Origin of the sequence: Ructibacterium gallinarum (genome assembly GCF_014982785.1) — a bacterium.
GTDB classification, from domain to species: domain Bacteria; phylum Bacillota; class Clostridia; order Monoglobales; family Monoglobaceae; genus Ructibacterium; species Ructibacterium gallinarum.
The window spans coordinates 35,153-54,395 of sequence record NZ_JADCKB010000002.1 but is presented as its reverse complement, the minus strand read 5'-3'; the positions used below and the strand labels follow the sequence as shown (position 1 = coordinate 54,395).

Here is a 19,243-nt window from a genome sequence, read left to right as displayed (position 1 = left end):
GTGATATAATCTGAACTAAGTTAGTGACTTTATGCCGATTTCCGGATGGAGTCTCTGGCTTCTGCGGTGCCGGGTGAGCCGCAGGTGTAACAATGCAAAAAAATTAAAATTTATATTTTAAGGAGGATTTGAGAATGAGAAATCTCAAAAAGGTAATTGCTTTAGTAGCAGTATTTGCTATGCTGATCAGTACTGTTAGCATCGCTGCTTTCGCTGATACATTTACCGATGTAGCAACGACTGACAATTATGCTGAAGCAATCGAAACGTTAAGTGCGATCGGCATCCTGACAGGTGATGACGAGAACAACGACGGACAGATGGAATTCAGACCTGAAGATACCATCACGAGAGCAGAGGTAACTGCAATCATCTCCAGAATTCAGGGCATGAACAGCGCAGCACAGACCAACACTGTGTTCAACGATGTTCCTTCTGATCACTGGGCTTCCGGTTACATTGCACAGGCTTCCGGCCAGGGTATTGTAAACGGATATGGTGACGGCAACTTTGGTCCTGATGATTCCGTTAAGTATGAAGAAATGATCAAAATGCTGATGGAGACCCTGGGCTACAATCCTTATGCAACAGATAACGGCGGATATCCGACCGGTTATATTACCGCTGCACAGAGATATGGCGTTCTGGAGAACGTTGTAGGCGGCGGAGTTGGCACTGAGGCTCCCAGAGGCATGGTTGCACAGATGGTATACAATGCTATCGACACACCTTTGATGGACAAATATACCTATGGTAAAGATGCTTCTTATGTAATCTATGACAATCTGGATACTTACGGTTATCAGACTCTTCTGACCCGTGACCTGAAGATGATCAAGGTTACTGGTAAAGTTGTTGCAAACAGCTACACCGATTTGACTACTGGTTCTACTTCTGTAGATACTTCTATGGATAAGACCATTGCTGTAAGAGTGGATAACACCACCAACAACTATAACTATGGTTTGGAAGATTACCTGCCTGTAAGAATGAGCGATGGCACCGAGTCTTATCGTTCTCTGAGCATTTATCAGGGCGATGTAGACGCTGATGGATATCTTGGTTATGCTGTATCTCTGTATGCAAGTGAATCCAGCACCAACGATGAGTACACCCTGGTAGCAATTACTCAGAACAGCAGCAGAAACACCAGCGTAAGCTTTACTTTGGATCAGTACTATGATTACGAAGTAGAATCTGGATCTTCCAGCACCAGCAGCAAGAGCACTCTGCGTTATCTGAAGAATGATACCGACAGAAACGCAACCAGACTGAACATTCAGGCTAACCCGACCGTTATTTACAATGGTGTTGCAGGTGTAGCTCTGGAGAACTTCTTCAATGATAAAGTTATTTCTGAAGACACTTCCTTCAGCGGTAAAGTTACCGTTATGGACACCGATGACATTTCTGGTTACGATGTAGTTGTGATCGAAATTGGTGTAAGTGCAGTTGTAAGTGATATTAATACCCGTGATGAAGTTAATTTCATGAACGGTGTTAAATTCCCTGAAATTACAGGTCTTACAACCAAATCTGAAACTTTGAAAAAGCTGTCCTTTGATGCAGAGGATACCAATGTTTTGGTTAATCTGACCAAGAACGGCGAGCCGTATGATTATCAGGAACTGAAAGAATGGGATGTTTTGACCGTTCTGTGGAATGGTGCAGAGGAAGTTTACAACGTAAGAGTTCTTGACTCTGACAAAGCGCTGGTATCCAGCATCACAAGTGAGAGAGCTACCTCCAATGGCGGTAAGGAATTCATGATTGATGGTACCTGGTATGAAGAAGCTGCAGACTGCTACTACAGCGGCAGCAAGCTTGAGCCTGGCGTAAGCGGTAAATTCTTTATTGATGAGTATGGCAAGATTGTTGCTTTGGACAAGAGCATTCAGCCTGAAAATGCAGGCGCTGTTCCCACTGACAACTATGCATATGTAATCAATGCTGCAACCGAATCCAACTCTTGGAATCAGTCCAGCATCAGAATTCAGTTGCTTGACAAGAGCGGTCAGGTTTACGAGGCATATCTGGCTAACAATGCACAGATTCAGAATCCGTCTGATGAAGTTAGATCTATCCTTAGCATTGCAGCTGATGACGATAAGTACTCTTTGAAGATTGATGAACTGACCACAGATGTTGCTGAGAAGTTTGCAAAAGCACTGGTTAACCAGATGGTTACCTATGCTGCAAACAGCAGTGGTGAAGTTAGAACGATCGTAATGCCTTTGGCAAGCGGTGCTTCTGAATTTAGCTATGCAACCAATGACGGCGCGAAGGGCTTCACCGCAGAATATGATGAAGATACCATGAGCTTGGGTAAGGTATTTGTAACTGAAGATACCTATGTATTCTACATCAAGGGTGACGGCGTAACTGTAACCTATGGTGAGAGCGGAAATGTTGCTGACAAGACCAAATCTTCTGTTGTTAAAGCAACTCAGCTGCCTGGCGGCGTAACCTATGGTAACATTGTTGCATTTACTGATGATATTGATAACGACTATGCAAGCGTTGTTGTTCTGATGAACGAAGATGGTGGTACTTCACCTGCTACTAACGTTGCAGTTATTAACAGCATTGGTACTTCCTATGATGAGTACAATGATCAGGTTTACACTGTAGAGTTCTATATGAACGGCGAACTGATGAACGCTACTACTGTGGCTGACATTGATAACGAAGACGCTATTGCGAGTGCAAAACGCGGCGATGTATTTAAGTTCACCATGGATGGCGACACCATCACCAACCTCAGACCGTATCTGGTATTTGCAAGAGGAACCTCTAACAGACCGTTTGACAAGGATGCAACTTCAATTCCTTCTATCGCAACGTTAGAGCAGCCGGCAAGCACCAGCGATGAGGAGATCTTCTTCGGTGCCGTTACCAGTGTTCCGAGAGGCAACAGCAGCATTACACTGGCTCTGTATGACACTGAGACCAAGGCCTTTGACTTTGAGAATACTCAGCTTGTAAAAGAGTTTACCGGCACGAACGTATACGTATACGATCCGATGCTTCGTGAATCCAACAGCCTGGATTATGGTTCTTTAGGCGACGCTGAAGTTGTTGATAAGGAACTGGGCGAGATTGGATACAATGTAGTATTTGAAGATTCTACGGATGATGTTCTGACTCCTGCATTTGGTATGCTGGATTATGTATTCGCAAGATACTACAACAACAGAGCTGCTGATATTGTAGTTTACAAGAACTATGACTTTGGTTCCTATGGATTCGAAGAAGTAGCTGGCGAATAAGAACTTTTTAAAGAGAGACCTTCGGGTCTCTCTTTTTTTTGCAATTATTATTGACTGTTTGGCTTTATAACAAGAAGTGTAGGTAAATTTGAAAATGAAATGTTGGGGCAAGCAAGCGGCAAAAGTAACTGCTTGCTGCTTTTTTATTAAAAAATAATAAAAAATAGATTGACATTTATTGTCTACTATGGTAGACTATTATTGTCTACAACTGTAGAACGAAATACAGAGGGTGATTATTTTGGATAAACCATTGCTTACGTTTGGGGAATCAGAGTTGGAGATCATGAAAGCGGTTTGGAAGGCAAAAGCAGCCTTAAGTGCATCCCAGATAGGCGAGATGGTCAAAGAAAGGGGATGGAAACGGACGACCGTTGCCACATTTCTGGCCCGCCTGGTGGAAAAAGGTGCGTTGAAAAGTGAGAAAATTGGAAAGGCATTACATTATACAGCGCTGGTTTCTGCAAAGGAATACAGAAGGGCACAAGTGAAAATGTTGCTAAAAAATGTGTTTGATGGTTCGGCTCAGGCGCTGATTGCTTCTCTTTTTGAAGAAAAATCTTTGACGGACAAGGAGCTTCAAGAATTGCAGGCTATTTTGAAAGATAAGGAGGGATAATGGTGCTGGTACAGATTGTAAAAGCGCTTTTGATTCCTTCTTTGGCAGGAACGGTGTTGACTGGAATCCTTATTCTTTTCCGACCTTTGACTAAAAAATATTTTAGTGCTGCCTGGCACTATTATATTTGGCTTGCGGTGTTGTTGGTTATGATTTTGCCAATAAGGGTCGACATTTCCCAAAGGGAAGAAACAACGTTATTGTTAAACCAGCAGCAAATTCAGGAGACGCAATTAAAAAAGCAAGAAAGGTCGCAAGCAGCAATAGAGGAGAACACGGTGTTTCAGCAAAGGGGGGGTGACAAACCGGTTTCTCAAAATCACATCGGCCTTTTGAAACAAACCGTGTCCAGCAAAATACAGATGCTTTCCTGGGTATGGCTGACAGGTATGCTGTTTTCCTTCTTGTTTACCATGGCGGCTTATCTGAAACTGATGAAAAAAATACAAAAGGCATCGGTTTCCGCTCCGGATAAAATAGAAATAGAAAAATACATCAAAAGAAAGATATCAATTCGCATTTGCGAAAGCCTGTCCTCTCCATTTCTTATGGGAATTTTTCGTCCGGTACTGGTATTGCCGGCGCAAACATTGACTGCGGTACAGCTGGATCATATTCTGCGGCATGAGCTCACCCATCTAAAGCGGCATGATCTTCTTTGTAAATGGTTTGTCATGATAGTTCGGTGCCTACACTGGTTTAATCCTGCCATCTATTATATTGCGCGGCAAATTAACGAGGAATGTGAGATATCCTGCGATTTGACTGTAGTACAGGAGATGAATCAGGAAGAGAGAAAAAGCTATATCAATACCATTCTCTCTCTGCTTTCGGATGCTAAGACAAAAAGAATCTCTTTGACCACCGGCATGACGGGAAATATAAAAGCATTAAAAAGGAGGTTTACCATGATAAAAAATAGAAAACATACCAGTAAGTTGATGACAGCGTTTTCTGTCTTTGCCGCGGCGGTTTTGGTGTCCGTTTCCGTGTTTGCAAGTGGTGTTTTAACGAATTTTATGGAAAAGAGCAATACCATTACAATTTTTTGTGGTGAAAAAGAAATAGCGCTTTCCAATCAGCCTTTTATGGAAAATAAGCAAATTTATGTACCTCTGCGGGAAGTGTGTGAGAGAACCCAGAAAGATGCGGCGATAAGCTGGGACAATGGCGTGGTGGAACTGGCGCTTGGTGACAATGTTTACCGTCTTTCTATTGGAGAAAACACCATTTGGTCCGTTGCTGAAAACGGCACAGGTTCCGTTCTTTCCCAGGAGGTTTCTGCACCTCCTGTTTTGGCTGATTCTCTGACGTATCTTCCCATTGGAAGTCTAAATACCATTTTTTATGGTAAGGAAGATCCGGGTGCCGATGGATTTCATTATGTCATGTATGATCAAAATGGGACAGAAATAGGAAAAAATGGTTACTGTTTGTATTTTGTGACAGATAATACTACTTCTTATGCGTTGAAAATTCCTGTTAGTTGGATAGGAAAGTATGTGGTGCAGGAAACAGGGGACACGGTTGCCTTTTTGCATAAAGCAACCTATGAAAAATATGGAGAAGGGTCAGGCACACTATTTTACCTCCTGCGAAGTACAAGTGGACTCAATGATGATATAGGAAATCAAGTTTTGCTTTTGGAAAACAACGGCATAAGCTGGATTTTTGGAACCCCCACCGATGTGCAGTATCCCATATGGAATGATAGAGATGAAGCGGACGTTGTGATTGCGGCGGAATATGAAGCGATGCAGAAAGACCTTGCTTTTATCAAAGACAGCTTTTCTGTTGCCGGCGCTGTAAGCGGTCCTTTTTCTGCTGAGGAGGTGGCAGAGGCAAGGGCTGTCGTGGAGGAATACTTTCGTGCGGGAAACGCCAAGGACAGACAGGCCATTTTTGATTGTATGACCCAAGCGGATGCGCCTTATATTCAAACGGCAAGCGACGACAAATCGTGGGTCACTGTTAAGGAAATTCGATACGATCCATACGACGCCGGAAGAGAAGAATATGTCATATATGGCAGAGGGACTGTCACAAATACAAGTCTTGCTGATGTCATTGTTTTCCGGGTGGATTATGATGTAAGCTTTCCCGAGGGAACAAAGCCGGAAGAAATAGGAGCGTGGCAGGAAGCGTACCGGGATTGGAAAATGATTTTGATTCGGGATGGCAAAGACGGTAAATGGCTGATTGACGATCAGGGGTATTAAAATTGAAAAAGGGACAGAATCCTGCTATACTGAATACAAATTAAAGAAAAGAAGGGTTTTTATGAAAAAATTGTTATCTATACTTTTGTCAGCGACGTTGTTTTTGTCTATGCCTGCCGGCGTTGTGGCAGAAGATACAGAAATAGAGGTCATGTCTGACTGGGCGGTAGAAAGTGTCAATCAGGCAGAAGCGTTGGGGATTACCGAGGCGGATAAAAACTATGATTTTACTGCGCCCATTACCCGTGAGGATTTTTGTGAATTGATTTTTAACACTATTATTGCTGCGCAGGGGCATTTTACTGTGACAGAAATCCCGGTTCCCTTTGTGGATACGGATAATTATAAAGTGAAAACGTTGTACCAGCTGGGTGTGATCAACGGCAAGTCGGAGACTGCGTTTGCGCCGGGCGATCTGCTCACCCGGGAAGAAGCGGCCGTTATGATCATCCGCATGATCAATACTGTTATGCCCATGGCGGCAACCGAGATGTACTTTGATTATGACGACATGGATCAGGTTTCAGACTGGGCCTTAGAGGCGGTGCAGGTGATCAGCAATCTGGGTTTTATGCAGGGCGTGGGGGAAAATCGGTTTGCGCCGCAGGAAACCTATACTGCAGAGCAGTCCATTGTCACTTTGGTACGGATTTATGACGCCACTCGTAAAATATATGAATACGAAACCCCTCTTGGAACCATTACTACGGACGTGGATTGTCAATCTGCTTCCAACTGGGCGATTGAAACAGAAGCGAGAATAGATTTGGTGCAAGATACGGGGAATTTTGAAGCAACGCATGTGATGATTGAAAAGCCAGTCAAGGCGTTTACCAACCAGTTAAGTACGGTATGTATTAGCTTTGATGATTTTGCCGAACTTTTCGGGGGTACTTGGACCATAGCAGACAACCGGTTTGCCTTTACCTACGACACGGAAACGATGCCTGAGGTAGTTCCGTATGTGCCTTTGGAAACGCCGGATGGGGCGGAATGGCCGAATAAGACCGAGGCCGTAGATTGTATTTATTTTGGATATTTTTCCGACCATATTCCTATTATCATAAACGGAGAAGAAAGAACCGTTCATGGTCAGGATGGCGGCAAAGTCTTTGATTCCGGTATTACCATGTATGAAAATACCCTTTATATTCCGGTACAGATGGTGGCAGAGCTGATGGGATATGACATTGCCTCTTTGGATGTTTTTTTAAACGAATCATGATGAACAAATGATAGAAAGGAGAAACAGTGTGTCGGGTCTTTTGAACAAACGCTGGCGGTTTTTGATTTTTTATAAAAGGGGTGAGCATTTCATGAAAAAGATATTATCGGCATTATTGATGTTTCTTTTGTTGTTACTTCCTGTATGTTTTGTAGCAGCAGAAGAAAGCTGCGGTTACATTTATTCCACGGATATTTTGACCTTTGTAAACGGCGCGCCCATAGAGGGGTATAATATCGGCGGCAGAACGGTTGTCATTGCGGAGGATCTGGAAGATCAGGATTATGGCTTTACCTGTGATTATAATGAAGATGCCAGAAGCCTGTCTTTGTATTCCATGTTCCGCAAACCAGTCGATGCAAAAGAAGAAATTGTCCGGGACATGCCGGGCAGAATTGTGGGTGAAATTTATCCCACGGATATTACTGTGACCTATAACGGCATTCCGGTGACGGGTTACAATTTGGGCGGCCGTACTGCTGTCTGTCTGGAGGAGTTGGGAGATTTGACCGACAGTCCCAATGCGGAGTATGGGTATTCTAAGTATCTTGGAAAATATTTATGGGATGGGGAAAACCGAACGCTGTCCTATGACAGTTATTTTTCGAATGCACGGCAGGTTCTTTTTGCGGATGACATGACACGGTTAGAATATACTTTTGCGGATAATGTGCTTTATATCTGGCCCAATGATATGAAGTATGCGGCGCAGTTTGTTTCTGCCTGCGGGGAAGAACACCGTCCCTGTGCGGATAAAAGCGTGGGAGATCCTTATGCGTATTCGGAGACATTTGCAAAAAGCAGATATTGTATCCAGCCCTTGTATCTCAGCATTGATGGCCAAAAGCAAGAGATCGGAACCGTGGTTTCTGTTTATGTTCCCGAAGCAGATACAAATAGGACCTATTTGACGTTCTCGGATGCAGACAAAGCCGCAGAAAAAATCAAAAGCGTAAGAATGCCCCAGAAAACCTATCAGGAGGCCTATGCATATTTTACAGATCGATTTCAGGTGGTAGATAAAATAGAAAAGCCGCCCTATACCGCTATGGTTTTAAAAGAGGAAGACGGTGGGCCGTTTATTGTGATCTTAAATCAAAACGGCGGATATGTTTGTTTTTATGATTATACCAAGGAGCCACAGAAAACACTGACCATCAAGTGGGATACCGAAACGGAAAATGCCATTTGGATAGGGATGTATCCTGAAGTAGATCCGCATGGGCAGGTTTCCACATTGCATAGCGTTTGGGAGATGGGCTGGCTTCATTTTGATTAAAGAGAGATAAAAAATACTTTCGGAAAAGCCTCCGAAAGTATTTTTTGTTTCATGCATTCCGCATTTTCCGCAGCTACCAGTGTGGGATTGGGGTTGTTCATCTCTTCCCAAAAGCACCTGTTAGTCTTTTTTAGAAATCTTATTCAGAGATAACGAATTATAACAACCCCATATCCTCCATCAGGTCTGCAGTGATTTGCTCTATTATGGAGAAGTCCACTGCCCCGATATAGATTTCTTCCAACCGGTCGTGCAATGTTTTAATTTCCTTTAAAAGCCCTCTGGCTTTTCGGATTTTATCTTCATATTCCCCGTCAAGACGCTCTAAATCGCTGGCATAGCGTTCATCTGTTCCGGGCCGGACCGCTTCCTGATAAAGATCAATGAGTATGTCGCCTTCCCGGCATGGGAAAATTTCGTGGGGCGCCGTGGCATCAAAAATACAAGCCTTTCGCTCCCGCAGAATGACCATGTCCAGACTGTCTGCGTCAAACGCGCAGTGGTACAATTCCGTATCAATTTTTTCTTGTTGAGCGGCCTCCGCAATGGTTTTCATTAAAGTAGATTTTCCGGTGCCCGGTCTGCCTTTGATAAAATATCGGGCAGCGATGGGTTCCGTCAATGCTTCCAAGAAATTGATTGAGCCCTTAGGCGCCAATGCGCCAAAAAAGCGGTCTGTTGACGCTCCTGTTCCGCTTCCCGGACCAATAATTTCTTCTGCCAGGGATTCGGCAATCTCATTAATGCGTGCAAAATTTGTGTTTTCTATGTAAATATCCTCGATTTTGTCATGAATTGTCTTACCCTCTGCCAATAGGCGGTAAATCCGGTCATAGCGTTTTGCAATTTGTTCTTTTAAAGAAAAGATTTCTTTTTTGCGGCTTGCCAGCATTCCGCTATCCCAGGCAACGCCTAAGTTAACATATTCTTCGACTGCACCGGGGGCAGAAGGTTCTAAAACATGAGGAGCTGTGCCGTCTGCCACGGCCGTTTTTCTGCCGCTGAGAACAATGCCATCTAGTGACTGCGGGTCAGAACTGCAGTAAATCCGTTCGGTAATTTCCCCTTTTTTTCGTGCGGCTTCCCCAATCTTTTTCATTAAAGTCGACTTTCCGGTTCCAGGGCCGCCTTTTAAAATGTAAACCCGGTCCATTTTTGCCATGGCTTGGGGAAAATAACTGACAAACCCCTGAGCGGCATTGGCGCAGACAAAATATTCACGAATCTCTTTGGTCATACAATCACCCTTTCCTGATTTTCTCTGCTTTATCCTATGCTTTTTTCTTTGGGCTGGTGCGTGTCCCAGGCAACAAAAAAACAGCGGTACGGTGTCTTTGGGGCACCATATCGCTGTGCTTGCAGATAAAAATTATTAATGAAAACGGCTGTATATCAAGTATACTGTCATTTTTAAAATAATGGCCGCGATAAGTATGGTAACAGAAACATAAAAGGCCGGCATATTTAAAAGCGCGGTGGTGACGGTAATAAAAAGCAAAAGAAAGAAAAGAATATCAAATACAATCCCGCCGCTTTTATCATGTAAATATTGATTTCGTTCATCTTGTTCTAAAAGCATTTGTTCCTTCAAGAGTAGACTGTTTTTCAATAGTTTTTTCCAATAAATCATTCTGCAAATGACATAAATCAAACCTCCAAAAAAGATAAGTCTGCTGGAAATACTGGCAAAACTTGTCATCTTTCTTGCGTCTCCGCCTATTTCGCCCATGACAACCATATAGATGAGCATAGCAATGATAAGGAGCCATAATATGCGGATACGCCCCTTGATTTTGTCTGTATAGCTTTGTTGGTTCCAAGGTTTCATAGTTATCCCTCCGCGCTATGTTTTCATAAAAATAAAGTTATGATAAATTCTCATACCTTTTATCATCCATTTCTTTATTTTCTTTTAAGCAACATAATTCCTCAATGGTTACATCAAAAACTTTGGCCATACGATAGGCTAACATCAAAGACGGGCTGTATTGTTCTTTTTCAATTGAAATAATGGTGCGGGAGGAAACATGAACGAAATCAGCTAATTGCTGTTGTGTCATATTTGCCGCTGTCCGCAGTTCTTTGACCTTTGTTTTCATAATGCCCTCCTTTGATATGAAGCTAACTTCATGTTAACACTCTTTTATCCTTTTGTCAAGAAAAAAAGGACGGTATGACCGATAAAGCATACCGTCCTTTTATTTCATTTTTTCCGCCGTGTTTTCTGGCTATTTATTTCTGTACGCTTTCCCAGTCTTTCAGAAAGCGCTCTATTCCGATATCGGTCAGCGGGTGCTTGGTCATCTGCATGATTACCTTATAGGGTACGGTGGCAATGTCCGCACCCAAGCGGGCTGCGTCGATCACATGAATTGGGGTGCGAATGCTGGCTGCAATAATTTCGGTTTCAATGGCGTGCATTTTAAAAATATCGGTGATTTCTTTAATCAGGTTCATGCCGTCCTGGCCGATGTCGTCAAGCCGTCCCAAAAACGGGCTGACATAGGTGGCGCCTGCGCGAGCCGCCAGGAGTGCCTGTGCCGCTGAAAAAACCAGGGTCACATTGGTTTTGATCCCCTTTGCGGTTAGCTGTTTGACTGCCGCCAGACCTGCCGGAAGCATGGGAATTTTAATGACCAGATTGGGATTGTTGATTTTCCCTACCAAATCCAGCGCCTCTTTAACCATACCCTCTGTTTCCAGGCTGATCACTTCCGCGCTAATGGGGCCGTCCACAATGGAGGTAATCTCTTTGACGACCTCAATAAAATCCCTGCCTTCCTTTGCAATCAGGGACGGATTGGTGGTTACGCCGCAGATCACACCCATATCGTTGGCCTTTCTGATCTCGTCTACATTTGCTGTGTCAATAAACAGTTTCATTGTGTGAATCTCTCCTTATTTTATGTAGTATATATGTGTTGTATTGTGAAAGAAAAATCTTTCATATATTTTTTTGCGTATATTATGCTTCTTCTTTTTGATAGGCCTCAATGGCGGCCTTTACGGTTTCTGCTGCCGGCCCGCCGGGCAGTTTCCGTTGGCTGACGCAGGTGTGAAGGGAAACCGCGTCATAAAAATCTTCTTCTATCAGAGGGGAAAATGCTTTCAGCTCCTGTATGGACAATGCGTCAATGACGGTATCTTTTTCAATGCAGTAAGCAACCATCTTTCCGACTGCCGCGTGGGCGTCACGGAAAGGAAGACCTTTTTTTACCAAATAGTCCGCCGCATCGGTGGCGTTGGTAAATCCCCCTTTGGCGCCGCGGAGCATGTTATCTTTTTTCACCCGCATGGTGGCAAGCATTTTCTCGAATACTGGCAGACACATTTTAACCGTATCCACTGCATCAAAAATCTGTTCCTTATCTTCCTGCATATCTTTGTTATAGGCAAGAGGCAGACCTTTCATCATGGTCAGAAGTCCAGTCAGTGCGCCGTAAACCCTGCCGGTTTTTCCCCGTACCAGTTCGGCTACGTCCGGGTTCTTCTTCTGTGGCATAATGCTGGAGCCAGTGCTGTAGGCATCGTCCAGTTCAATAAAGCCAAATTCATGGGAGCTCCAAAGGATAATTTCCTCTGAAAACCGGCTCAGGTGCATCATGATGGCAGAAAGGTCAAAGGCCAGCTCACAGACAAAATCCCGGTCGGAAACCCCGTCCAGACTGTTTTTGGTAATGTCGTCAAATCCCAGCTTTTCTGCCACAAATGCCCGGTCCAAAGGATAAGTAGTACCTGCCAGCGCACCGCTCCCAAGAGGCATAATATTAAGCCTTTTGCGGCAGTCAGAAAGCCGCATTCCGTCCCGGCGCAGCATTTCATAATATGCCATGACATGGTGGGCCAAGGTAATGGGCTGGGCTTTTTGTAAATGGGTATATCCCGGCATTACTGTGGTCAGGTTTTCCTGCGCAATGGTAAGCAGGGTCTTGCGCAGAGCTTTGAGCAGGGCGGATATTTCGTCAATCTCATGACGCAGATACATACGGATATCCAGCGCCACCTGATCATTTCGGCTTCTGCCGGTATGGAGACGCTTACCTACATCCCCGATACGGGAGATCAGAATGGTCTCGATATTCATATGAATATCTTCTGCGTCAATTTGAAACTCTATTTTTCCGTCCTCAATATCCTGCCGGATTTCTCCCAGTGTTTTTACAATCAGAGCCGCGTCTTCTTTTGGAATTATCCCTTGACGACCCAGCATCTCTGCATGGGCCTGACTGCCCTCAATGTCCTGGGCATACATCCGGGCATCAAACCGGATGGAGGAATTAAAATCGTCTACCAGTGCATCAGTGGCCTTAGAAAACCGGCCGCCCCATAGTTTTGCCATAATTTTCTTCTCCTTGTGTTTTACATTCCTATTTTTTTATTATACCACGTTTTATCGTACAAGGCAATAGGAACGCAAGAAAAGACTTGCGAAAAAAATGCAGAATATGTTATAATATACAAAAAAACAGGAGCAAGGAGAGAAGAAGAAATGAAAATCAGCAAGCTGCTGCATGATAAAGAAGTAACCGTATCTTGTGAGCTGTTTCCGCCGAAACAGGGAACCGAACTGGAAAAAGCCAAAACCGTAGTGAGGGATATGGCGGCGCTAAAACCGGATTTTATGAGTGTGACCTATGGCGCAGGCGGCACTAACAGCCTTTTTGCCGCAGAAATCGCTGACGAAATTCAAAATGGCAATGGGGTAACTGCCTTGGCGCATTTGACCTGTATCGCCGCAGAACGCCCGCAGGTGCTGGAGACCCTTGGCCGCCTCCGGCAGATGGGAATTGAAAATATTTTGGCGCTTCGAGGGGATCTGCCTGCCGCAGAAGGGATTTCGCTTTCCTCCTGTTATCATCATGCCAGTGACTTGATGAAGGAAATCCGGGATTTTGGCGGATTTTGTATTGGTGGCGCCTGCTATCCGGAATGTCATCCGGAATCGAAATCCTTTGATGAGGATTTAGACAGCCTGAAGAGAAAAGAAGAAAGCGGCTGTGATTTTTTGACCACACAGATGTTTTTTGATAACGATATTCTTTATAACTTTTTATATCGGCTTTTGCGGGCGGAAATCCGTATTCCCGTGATTGCCGGGATTATGCCGGTGACCAATGCCAAGCAGATCCGGCGCATCACCACTTTGTCGGGAACCCTTTTGCCCCGTCGGTTTCGTATGATTGTGGATCGCTTTGCTGACGATCCTGCTTCCATGAAAGAGGCGGGCATTGCCTATGCCACGGAACAGATTATTGACCTTTTGGCAAACGGTGTCAACCATGTTCATATCTACACCATGAACCGGCCGGATATTGCCGGTTCGATTCTGAAAAACCTGTCTTGCATTATTGGAAAATCTTAAAAATCTCTTGCTAATTAATATGCGATATGGTATAATAATAAGGTTAGAGGAATCGTAAAATTTTCCCGTTAGAGACTACAATGAAGGAGAAATTTTCCATGAAAATCCTGTGTGAATGTGACAGATTGAACGAAGCAATTTCAGCGGTGTCCAGGGCGGTTTCTGGGCACAGCAGCTTAGGCGTGCTGGAGGGTATTTATTTTCGTGCCGAAGCAGATGGAACGGTTACCTTGATTGGCAATGACCTTGAAATCGGCATTGAAGCCAAGATTCAGGCTTCTGTTTCCGAGCCCGGCGAAGTGGTGCTTAACGCCAAGCTTATCGGCAGTATTATCCGGACTCTGCCGGCGGATCAGGTTAGCATTGAAGTGAACGAAAAAAACCTGGCATTGATTCGCAGCGGTGCATCCCGGTTTGAAATTGCCGGTTTGCCGGCGTCAGAATTTCCAGATCTTCCGCTGGTGGAATCGGAATATTCTATTGGCATTCCAGGAAATCTTCTCAAAGAGATGATTTCGCGTACCATCTTTGCCGTTGCTGTCACTGATAATAATCCCATTTTAACCGGCTGCCTTTTGGAAATCGAAAAGACTGGGCTTACCATGGTGGCGCTGGACGGTTATCGGCTGGCTTTGCGCCGGGCGGCTATGGAAAATGATTTTGAAGAAAAACGGATGGTAATTCCGGCCAAATCCTTGAGTGAACTGGCCCGAATCCTTGGCGATACCGAAGAAGAGGTGCGGGTGAATGCCACCAGCAGGCATGCTATTTTTATGTTTAGCAATTACCGTTTGGTCACCCGGTTGATTGAGGGCAATTATATTAATTACCGCAGCGTGATCCCGGCGGATTATGACATTGAACTGCTCTGTCCCTCTCATAAGATGGCAGAGTCCCTTCAGAGGGTATCTTTGATCATTTTAAATGATGTGGTAAAAAGCCCGGTAAAGTTCCGGATTGAAGATGGGAACATTAATATTTCCTGTGCTACCTCCGCAGGGTCTGTGGATGACAATATTCCGGTTAATATCAAAGACGCGGCGCTGGAAATTGGTTTTTATCATCGGTATCTTACCGAGGCGTTCCGGGTGATTGATACAGAAGAGGTTTGCATGCGCTTTAAAGCGGCCACCAGCCCGCTTGTGATTCTGCCGCCGGAGGGCGATGATTTTCTCTATCTCGTTTTGCCGCTGCGGCTGCGGGCGGAATAATGCTGGCGCATCGGCTTGTCCTGGAAAATTTCAGAAATTATACCGCACAGGAATTGGAATTTTGTCCCGGCGTGAACATTATATATGGGGACAATGCCCAGGGGAAAACGAATATTTTGGAAGCCGTGTATCTTTTCTCTATGGGAAAGGGCTTCCGAGCAAAGAAAGATGCTGAACTGGTGCAGCACGGCAGGGAGGAAGCCCGTGCCGCTTTGACATTTTCCGATGCCGGAAGGGACTGGGAGGCGGAGATTCGCCTTTTCCGTTCACGAAGGAAAGCAATTTCTGTCAATGAGGTGCCCATTCGATTGACCAGCGAATTGATTGGACGGTTCCGGGTGATCTATTTTGGTCCGGAATATCTTGGCCTCATCAAAGAAGGCCCCCGTCAGCGCCGGCGTAATACAGATATTTTGATCAGTCAGTTGCGCCCCCGTTATTTTTCGGCGCTTTCTGATGTAAAAAAAATTATAGACAGTAAAAATGCGCTTTTGAAGATGGAACGTCCCAACAAAGCCATGCTGGAAATTCTCAACGAAAAATTGGCGTCTATTTCCGGCGAATTGATCGCCTGGCGCAGTCAGTACATTCAGAAACTGAACCAGTACGCTGCGGCTTTGCAGAACGAGATTTCCGGTGGCAGTGAAACGTTGTCTATGGAATATTTGTCCTGCATTGGCGCTGCAGATGGTTTGAGTGCAGAGGAGATTACACAAAAGCTCCGGCAGCGGCTGGAAAATGTGGAGAGAAGAGAATTGGAAAACCGGGAAACCGCGGTGGGTCCGCATCGGGAGGATATTGCTTATTTGATTAACGGCCGGGAGGCCAAAAGCTTTGCGTCGCAGGGACAGCAGAAAACCATTGTGCTGTCACAAAAGCTCAGTGAAGTGGCCTTGATGCGGGAAGAAACCGGGGAAGCGCCTGTTTTGCTTCTTGACGATATTATGAGTGAGCTGGACCGTAAACGGCAAAGCTTTGTGCTAAGTCATATCCGGGATATGCAGATTTTTATTACCTGCACGGATACAGAAGGATTTGCACTTCGGGAAGATACCCGGCTTTTGAAAGTGGAAAATGGAACGGTTAAAATCGTTTCTTAAAATGCAGGAGGAATCTTTATGTATCTGCACCTTGGCAGAGATACCGTAGTCAATACCAAAAATATCATTGCCATTTTGGACTTGGAGAGTACATCCATGTCCAAAAGTACGAGAAATTTTTTGAAAATAGTAGAGGAAGAGGGCTTTGTCCGAAATGTTTCGGAAGAAATCCCCCGAACCGTGGTTTTGTGTGAGATAGACGGTCAGTCTGTGGTCTATATTACAAATATCTCATCAAAAGCGTTGGCGGGGCGGACAGAGCGCTGGGCGTAAGAAGAAAGGTGGAAAAAATGGCACAGGATTACAGTACAGAAGAAAACAGCAGGGAGATCCCGCTGACAGAAGGACACATGACCAGCGTACCAGTAGACACGGAATATGATGAAAACCAGATTCAGGTACTGGAAGGCCTGGAAGCGGTGCGGAAACGTCCTGGTATGTATATTGGCTCTACAAGCAGCCGTGGCCTTCATCATCTGGTGTATGAAATTGTGGATAACGCCATTGATGAAGCACTGGCAGGCTATTGTACCCGGATTGAGGTAGTGATTGAAAAGGATAATTCCATTACGGTTACGGATAACGGCCGTGGTATTCCAGTAGGGATTCACCCTAAGGAAGGGGTTCCGGCGGTAGAGCTGGTATTTACCAAACTGCACGCGGGTGGTAAGTTCGGCGGCGGCGGATATAAGGTATCCGGCGGTCTGCACGGCGTGGGTGCATCGGTGGTGAACGCGCTTTCCGAATTTTTAGAGGTGGAAATTGCCAACGGCGAGCATATTTATTACCAGCGTTATGAACGGGGAAACCGCTGCTCAGAATTACAGCAAATTGGGGATACGGCTAAAACTGGAACCCGGGTGCATTTTAAGCCAGACGGTCAGATTTTTGAAGATTTGGTTTATCAGTTTGATACCCTTTTGCTGCGGCTGCGGGAACAAGCCTTTTTAAATGCCGGAATCCGTATTGTGTTAAAGGATGACCGGGATGACGCGCCGGAAAACCATAAAGAAGTAGACTTAAGATATGAAGGCGGCATCAAGGAATTTGTTCAATATGAAAACCGCAACAAAGAGCCTCTGCATCCGGATGTGATTTATGTCAATGCTGTACGGGAAAACTGTGAGGCTGAGGTGGCCATGCAGTATAACGACGGCTACAGTGAAAATATTATCAGCTTTGCCAACAACATCAGCACAACTGAAGGCGGTACCCATGAAACCGGGTTTAAAGCCGCACTGACGAAGGTGATCAACGACTACGCCAGAAAATACGGGTTCTTAAAGGAAAACGACGACAATTTAAAGGGCGAAGATGTGCGGGAAGGTCTTACTGCGATTATCAGCGTAAAGGTAACCGAAGCGCAGTTTGAAGGCCAAACCAAGACCAAGCTTGGCAACAGCGAAATGCGGTCTATGGTAGAAAAGATGGTCAACGAGAAGCTGGGAGAGTTCTTTGAAGAAAATCCGTCGGTAGCTAAAATTGTGGTAGACAAGGCCATGACTGCCTCCCGGGCAAGAGAAGCGGCGCGGCGTGCCAGGGAAAATACGCGGCGCAAAAGTGCGCTGGAGAGCAGTACTCTGCCGGGTAAGCTGGCAGATTGTTCGGACCGTGACAATACCTATACCGAAATCTATATTGTCGAGGGTGACTCGGCAGGTGGCAGTGCTAAGATGGGACGTGACCGGCGTTTTCAAGCGATTCTGCCTCTTTGGGGTAAAATGTTGAACGTGGAAAAAGCACGTATCGACAGGGTTTATGGCAATGATAAGCTGATGCCCGTCATTACGGCGTTGGGCGCAGGAATCGGAGATGAATTTGATGTCAGTAAAATCCGTTACGGGAAAGTTGTTATTATGGCCGATGCCGATGTGGACGGTGCTCATATCCGCACACTGATGCTGACCTTTTTCTTCCGTTTTATGCGGCCGTTGATTGAAGAGGGTCACGTTTATATTGCACAGCCTCCCCTTTATAAAGTAAGTCGTGGAAAACTGGAAAAGTATGTATATAGCGATGACGAACTGAAGCAGGTGCTCAGCAACGAGTTTGCAGACGGCAAACCGCCGGCCATTCAGCGGTATAAAGGTTTGGGTGAAATGAATCCGGAACAGCTCTGGGAAACCACAATGAATCCGGAAACCCGGATCATGCTTCAGGTGAATCTGGAAGATGCCCGCCAGGCAGACGAGACCTTTACTATCTTGATGGGAGACAAGGTGGAACCCCGCCGGAAATTCATTGAAGATTATTCTTCTACGGTTGTCAATCTGGATATTTAAGACGAAAGGAAGTGCGCAGAATGATTAAACTGGAGCGTACCAGTGTGATGAATTGGGAGGGTGCCATCCGCGGTGCCCGGAATCCCATGAACAGCTGGAATCGCATAGACAGCGCCTATGACAAATCAGGCAATTATATTTTAGGCCCTAATGACCTGGATCTTGCCCGCCGTCTGTGCAAAGCCGGCAGTGATCACCGCAAATTTCTGCGCCAGATTTTTGTGTCTGTGGATATTACTGCACCCATGTACTGGTGGAAGGAATTTGACACCTATAAAGTAGCGACCGTGGCCAATTCCACCAGCACCATGCATAAAATCCACAGCAAGCCGTTTTCTTTGGACGATTTCAGCCATGACCAGATGAGCGCGGAGGCCATAGATGCCATGACAGCGCTGATTGCGGTTTTGGAAAAAAAGCGGCTTCGATTTGTGGAAATGAAGGAGAAAGCGGATTGGTATGATATGATTCAGCTTTTGCCGTCCAGTTATAATCAAACCCGTACGGTGACCATGAATTATGAGAATTTGCTGAATATGTATTTTGCCCGCCGCAGCCACAAGCTTGCTGAGTGGCATGTTTACTGTGACTGGATTTTGACGCTGCCATACACAAAAGAGCTGTTTTTGCAGAATCAAGAGTGAAGAAGCGGCTATAAAACCCTTGTTTTGACAAAT

General features: G+C 45.1%; 16 protein-coding genes. 11 read left to right on the top strand and 5 right to left on the bottom strand.

Going from position 1 to position 19,243, the window contains the following annotated elements; genetic code table 11:
* Nucleotides 1-134: 134 nt before the first annotated feature.
* The 5 genes from INF28_RS01525 (at nucleotide 135) to INF28_RS01505 (ending at nucleotide 8,611) form a co-directional block, all read left to right on the top strand.
* Nucleotides 135-3,269 carry an S-layer homology domain-containing protein gene (locus tag INF28_RS01525; protein ID WP_226391712.1) on the top strand — a complete coding sequence of 1,045 codons (3,135 nt, stop codon included), beginning with the start codon at nucleotides 135-137 and terminating at the stop codon, nucleotides 3,267-3,269.
* A 232-nt stretch (nucleotides 3,270-3,501) separates the two neighbouring features.
* Nucleotides 3,502-3,888, top strand: coding sequence for a BlaI/MecI/CopY family transcriptional regulator (locus INF28_RS01520; protein WP_226391711.1), 387 nt, complete (start codon nucleotides 3,502-3,504; stop codon nucleotides 3,886-3,888).
* Nucleotides 3,888-6,107: a M56 family metallopeptidase gene (locus INF28_RS01515; RefSeq protein WP_226391710.1), complete on the top strand. Its 2,220-nt coding sequence runs from the start codon at nucleotides 3,888-3,890 to the stop codon at nucleotides 6,105-6,107. The genes INF28_RS01520 and INF28_RS01515 overlap by 1 nt, the downstream gene beginning before the upstream one ends.
* Before the next feature lie 61 nt (nucleotides 6,108-6,168).
* Nucleotides 6,169-7,332: an S-layer homology domain-containing protein gene (locus tag INF28_RS01510; RefSeq protein WP_226391709.1), complete on the top strand. Its 1,164-nt coding sequence runs from the start codon at nucleotides 6,169-6,171 to the stop codon at nucleotides 7,330-7,332.
* A 91-nt stretch (nucleotides 7,333-7,423) separates the two neighbouring features.
* On the top strand, nucleotides 7,424-8,611 hold the full coding sequence (locus INF28_RS01505; protein WP_226391708.1) for a hypothetical protein: 1,188 nt from the start codon (nucleotides 7,424-7,426) through the stop codon (nucleotides 8,609-8,611).
* A 157-nt stretch (nucleotides 8,612-8,768) separates the two neighbouring features.
* On the opposite strand, the gene INF28_RS01500 is transcribed toward INF28_RS01505, so the two are convergent.
* From INF28_RS01500 to argH, 5 genes are all read right to left on the bottom strand, one after another.
* Complete coding sequence (locus INF28_RS01500; RefSeq protein ID WP_226391707.1) at nucleotides 8,769-9,848, bottom strand: PRK06851 family protein; 1,080 nt, start codon at nucleotides 9,846-9,848, stop codon at nucleotides 8,769-8,771.
* Between the two features lie 135 nt (nucleotides 9,849-9,983).
* Complete coding sequence (locus tag INF28_RS01495) at nucleotides 9,984-10,439, bottom strand: hypothetical protein (protein ID WP_226391706.1); 456 nt, start codon at nucleotides 10,437-10,439, stop codon at nucleotides 9,984-9,986.
* 37 nt (nucleotides 10,440-10,476) lie between these two features.
* Complete coding sequence (locus INF28_RS01490; RefSeq protein ID WP_226391705.1) at nucleotides 10,477-10,710, bottom strand: helix-turn-helix transcriptional regulator; 234 nt, start codon at nucleotides 10,708-10,710, stop codon at nucleotides 10,477-10,479.
* Between the two features lie 133 nt (nucleotides 10,711-10,843).
* Complete coding sequence (gene fsa / locus INF28_RS01485) at nucleotides 10,844-11,494, bottom strand: fructose-6-phosphate aldolase (protein WP_226391704.1); 651 nt, start codon at nucleotides 11,492-11,494, stop codon at nucleotides 10,844-10,846.
* An 82-nt stretch (nucleotides 11,495-11,576) separates the two neighbouring features.
* Nucleotides 11,577-12,950, bottom strand: a complete 1,374-nt coding sequence (argH, locus tag INF28_RS01480) for an argininosuccinate lyase (RefSeq protein WP_226391703.1) — start codon at nucleotides 12,948-12,950, stop codon at nucleotides 11,577-11,579.
* A gap of 150 nt (nucleotides 12,951-13,100) precedes the next feature.
* Here argH and INF28_RS01475 point away from each other — a divergent pair, with 150 nt between their 5' ends.
* The 6 genes from INF28_RS01475 to INF28_RS01450 all read left to right on the top strand — a co-directional run bounded on the left by INF28_RS01475 (nucleotide 13,101) and on the right by INF28_RS01450 (nucleotide 19,210).
* On the top strand, nucleotides 13,101-13,973 hold the full coding sequence (locus tag INF28_RS01475; protein WP_226391702.1) for a methylenetetrahydrofolate reductase: 873 nt from the start codon (nucleotides 13,101-13,103) through the stop codon (nucleotides 13,971-13,973).
* Between the two features lie 80 nt (nucleotides 13,974-14,053).
* Entirely contained in the window at nucleotides 14,054-15,184 is a 1,131-nt protein-coding gene (dnaN, locus tag INF28_RS01470) for a DNA polymerase III subunit beta (RefSeq protein ID WP_226391701.1), read from the top strand.
* On the top strand, nucleotides 15,184-16,284 hold the full coding sequence (gene recF, locus INF28_RS01465) for a DNA replication/repair protein RecF (protein ID WP_226391700.1): 1,101 nt from the start codon (nucleotides 15,184-15,186) through the stop codon (nucleotides 16,282-16,284). Before dnaN ends, recF begins: the two co-directional genes overlap by 1 nt.
* 18 nt (nucleotides 16,285-16,302) lie before the next feature.
* The gene (remB, locus tag INF28_RS01460) at nucleotides 16,303-16,557 is read left to right on the top strand and encodes an extracellular matrix regulator RemB (protein ID WP_226391699.1); all 255 of its coding nucleotides are present in this window, start codon (nucleotides 16,303-16,305) and stop codon (nucleotides 16,555-16,557) included.
* 77 nt (nucleotides 16,558-16,634) lie between these two features.
* Nucleotides 16,635-18,566 (top strand): DNA topoisomerase (ATP-hydrolyzing) subunit B, encoded by a 1,932-nt coding sequence (gene gyrB / locus INF28_RS01455; RefSeq protein ID WP_226391827.1) that lies wholly within the window; start codon nucleotides 16,635-16,637, stop codon nucleotides 18,564-18,566.
* Nucleotides 18,567-18,586: 20 nt separating this feature from the next.
* The gene (locus INF28_RS01450; RefSeq protein ID WP_226391698.1) at nucleotides 18,587-19,210 is read left to right on the top strand and encodes a hypothetical protein; all 624 of its coding nucleotides are present in this window, start codon (nucleotides 18,587-18,589) and stop codon (nucleotides 19,208-19,210) included.
* The last annotated feature ends 33 nt before the right edge of the window (nucleotides 19,211-19,243 follow it).

Excerpts from the sequence above, each read along its gene's own strand:
- INF28_RS01475 (WP_226391702.1), top strand. The coding sequence starts at position 13,101 with ATGAAAATCAGCAAGCTGCTGCATGATAAAGAAGTAACCGTATCTTGT.
- INF28_RS01505 (WP_226391708.1), top strand. The coding sequence starts at position 7,424 with ATGAAAAAGATATTATCGGCATTATTGATGTTTCTTTTGTTGTTACTT.
- remB (WP_226391699.1), top strand. The coding sequence starts at position 16,303 with ATGTATCTGCACCTTGGCAGAGATACCGTAGTCAATACCAAAAATATC.
- INF28_RS01525 (WP_226391712.1), top strand. The coding sequence starts at position 135 with ATGAGAAATCTCAAAAAGGTAATTGCTTTAGTAGCAGTATTTGCTATG.
- INF28_RS01510 (WP_226391709.1), top strand. The coding sequence starts at position 6,169 with ATGAAAAAATTGTTATCTATACTTTTGTCAGCGACGTTGTTTTTGTCT.
- INF28_RS01500 (WP_226391707.1), bottom strand. The coding sequence starts at position 9,848 with ATGACCAAAGAGATTCGTGAATATTTTGTCTGCGCCAATGCCGCTCAG.
- INF28_RS01490 (WP_226391705.1), bottom strand. The coding sequence starts at position 10,710 with ATGAAAACAAAGGTCAAAGAACTGCGGACAGCGGCAAATATGACACAA.
- argH (WP_226391703.1), bottom strand. The coding sequence starts at position 12,950 with ATGGCAAAACTATGGGGCGGCCGGTTTTCTAAGGCCACTGATGCACTG.
- recF (WP_226391700.1), top strand. The coding sequence starts at position 15,184 with ATGCTGGCGCATCGGCTTGTCCTGGAAAATTTCAGAAATTATACCGCA.
- gyrB (WP_226391827.1), top strand. The coding sequence starts at position 16,635 with ATGACCAGCGTACCAGTAGACACGGAATATGATGAAAACCAGATTCAG.
- fsa (WP_226391704.1), bottom strand. The coding sequence starts at position 11,494 with ATGAAACTGTTTATTGACACAGCAAATGTAGACGAGATCAGAAAGGCC.
- dnaN (WP_226391701.1), top strand. The coding sequence starts at position 14,054 with ATGAAGGAGAAATTTTCCATGAAAATCCTGTGTGAATGTGACAGATTG.
- INF28_RS01450 (WP_226391698.1), top strand. The coding sequence starts at position 18,587 with ATGATTAAACTGGAGCGTACCAGTGTGATGAATTGGGAGGGTGCCATC.
- INF28_RS01515 (WP_226391710.1), top strand. The coding sequence starts at position 3,888 with ATGGTGCTGGTACAGATTGTAAAAGCGCTTTTGATTCCTTCTTTGGCA.
- INF28_RS01495 (WP_226391706.1), bottom strand. The coding sequence starts at position 10,439 with ATGAAACCTTGGAACCAACAAAGCTATACAGACAAAATCAAGGGGCGT.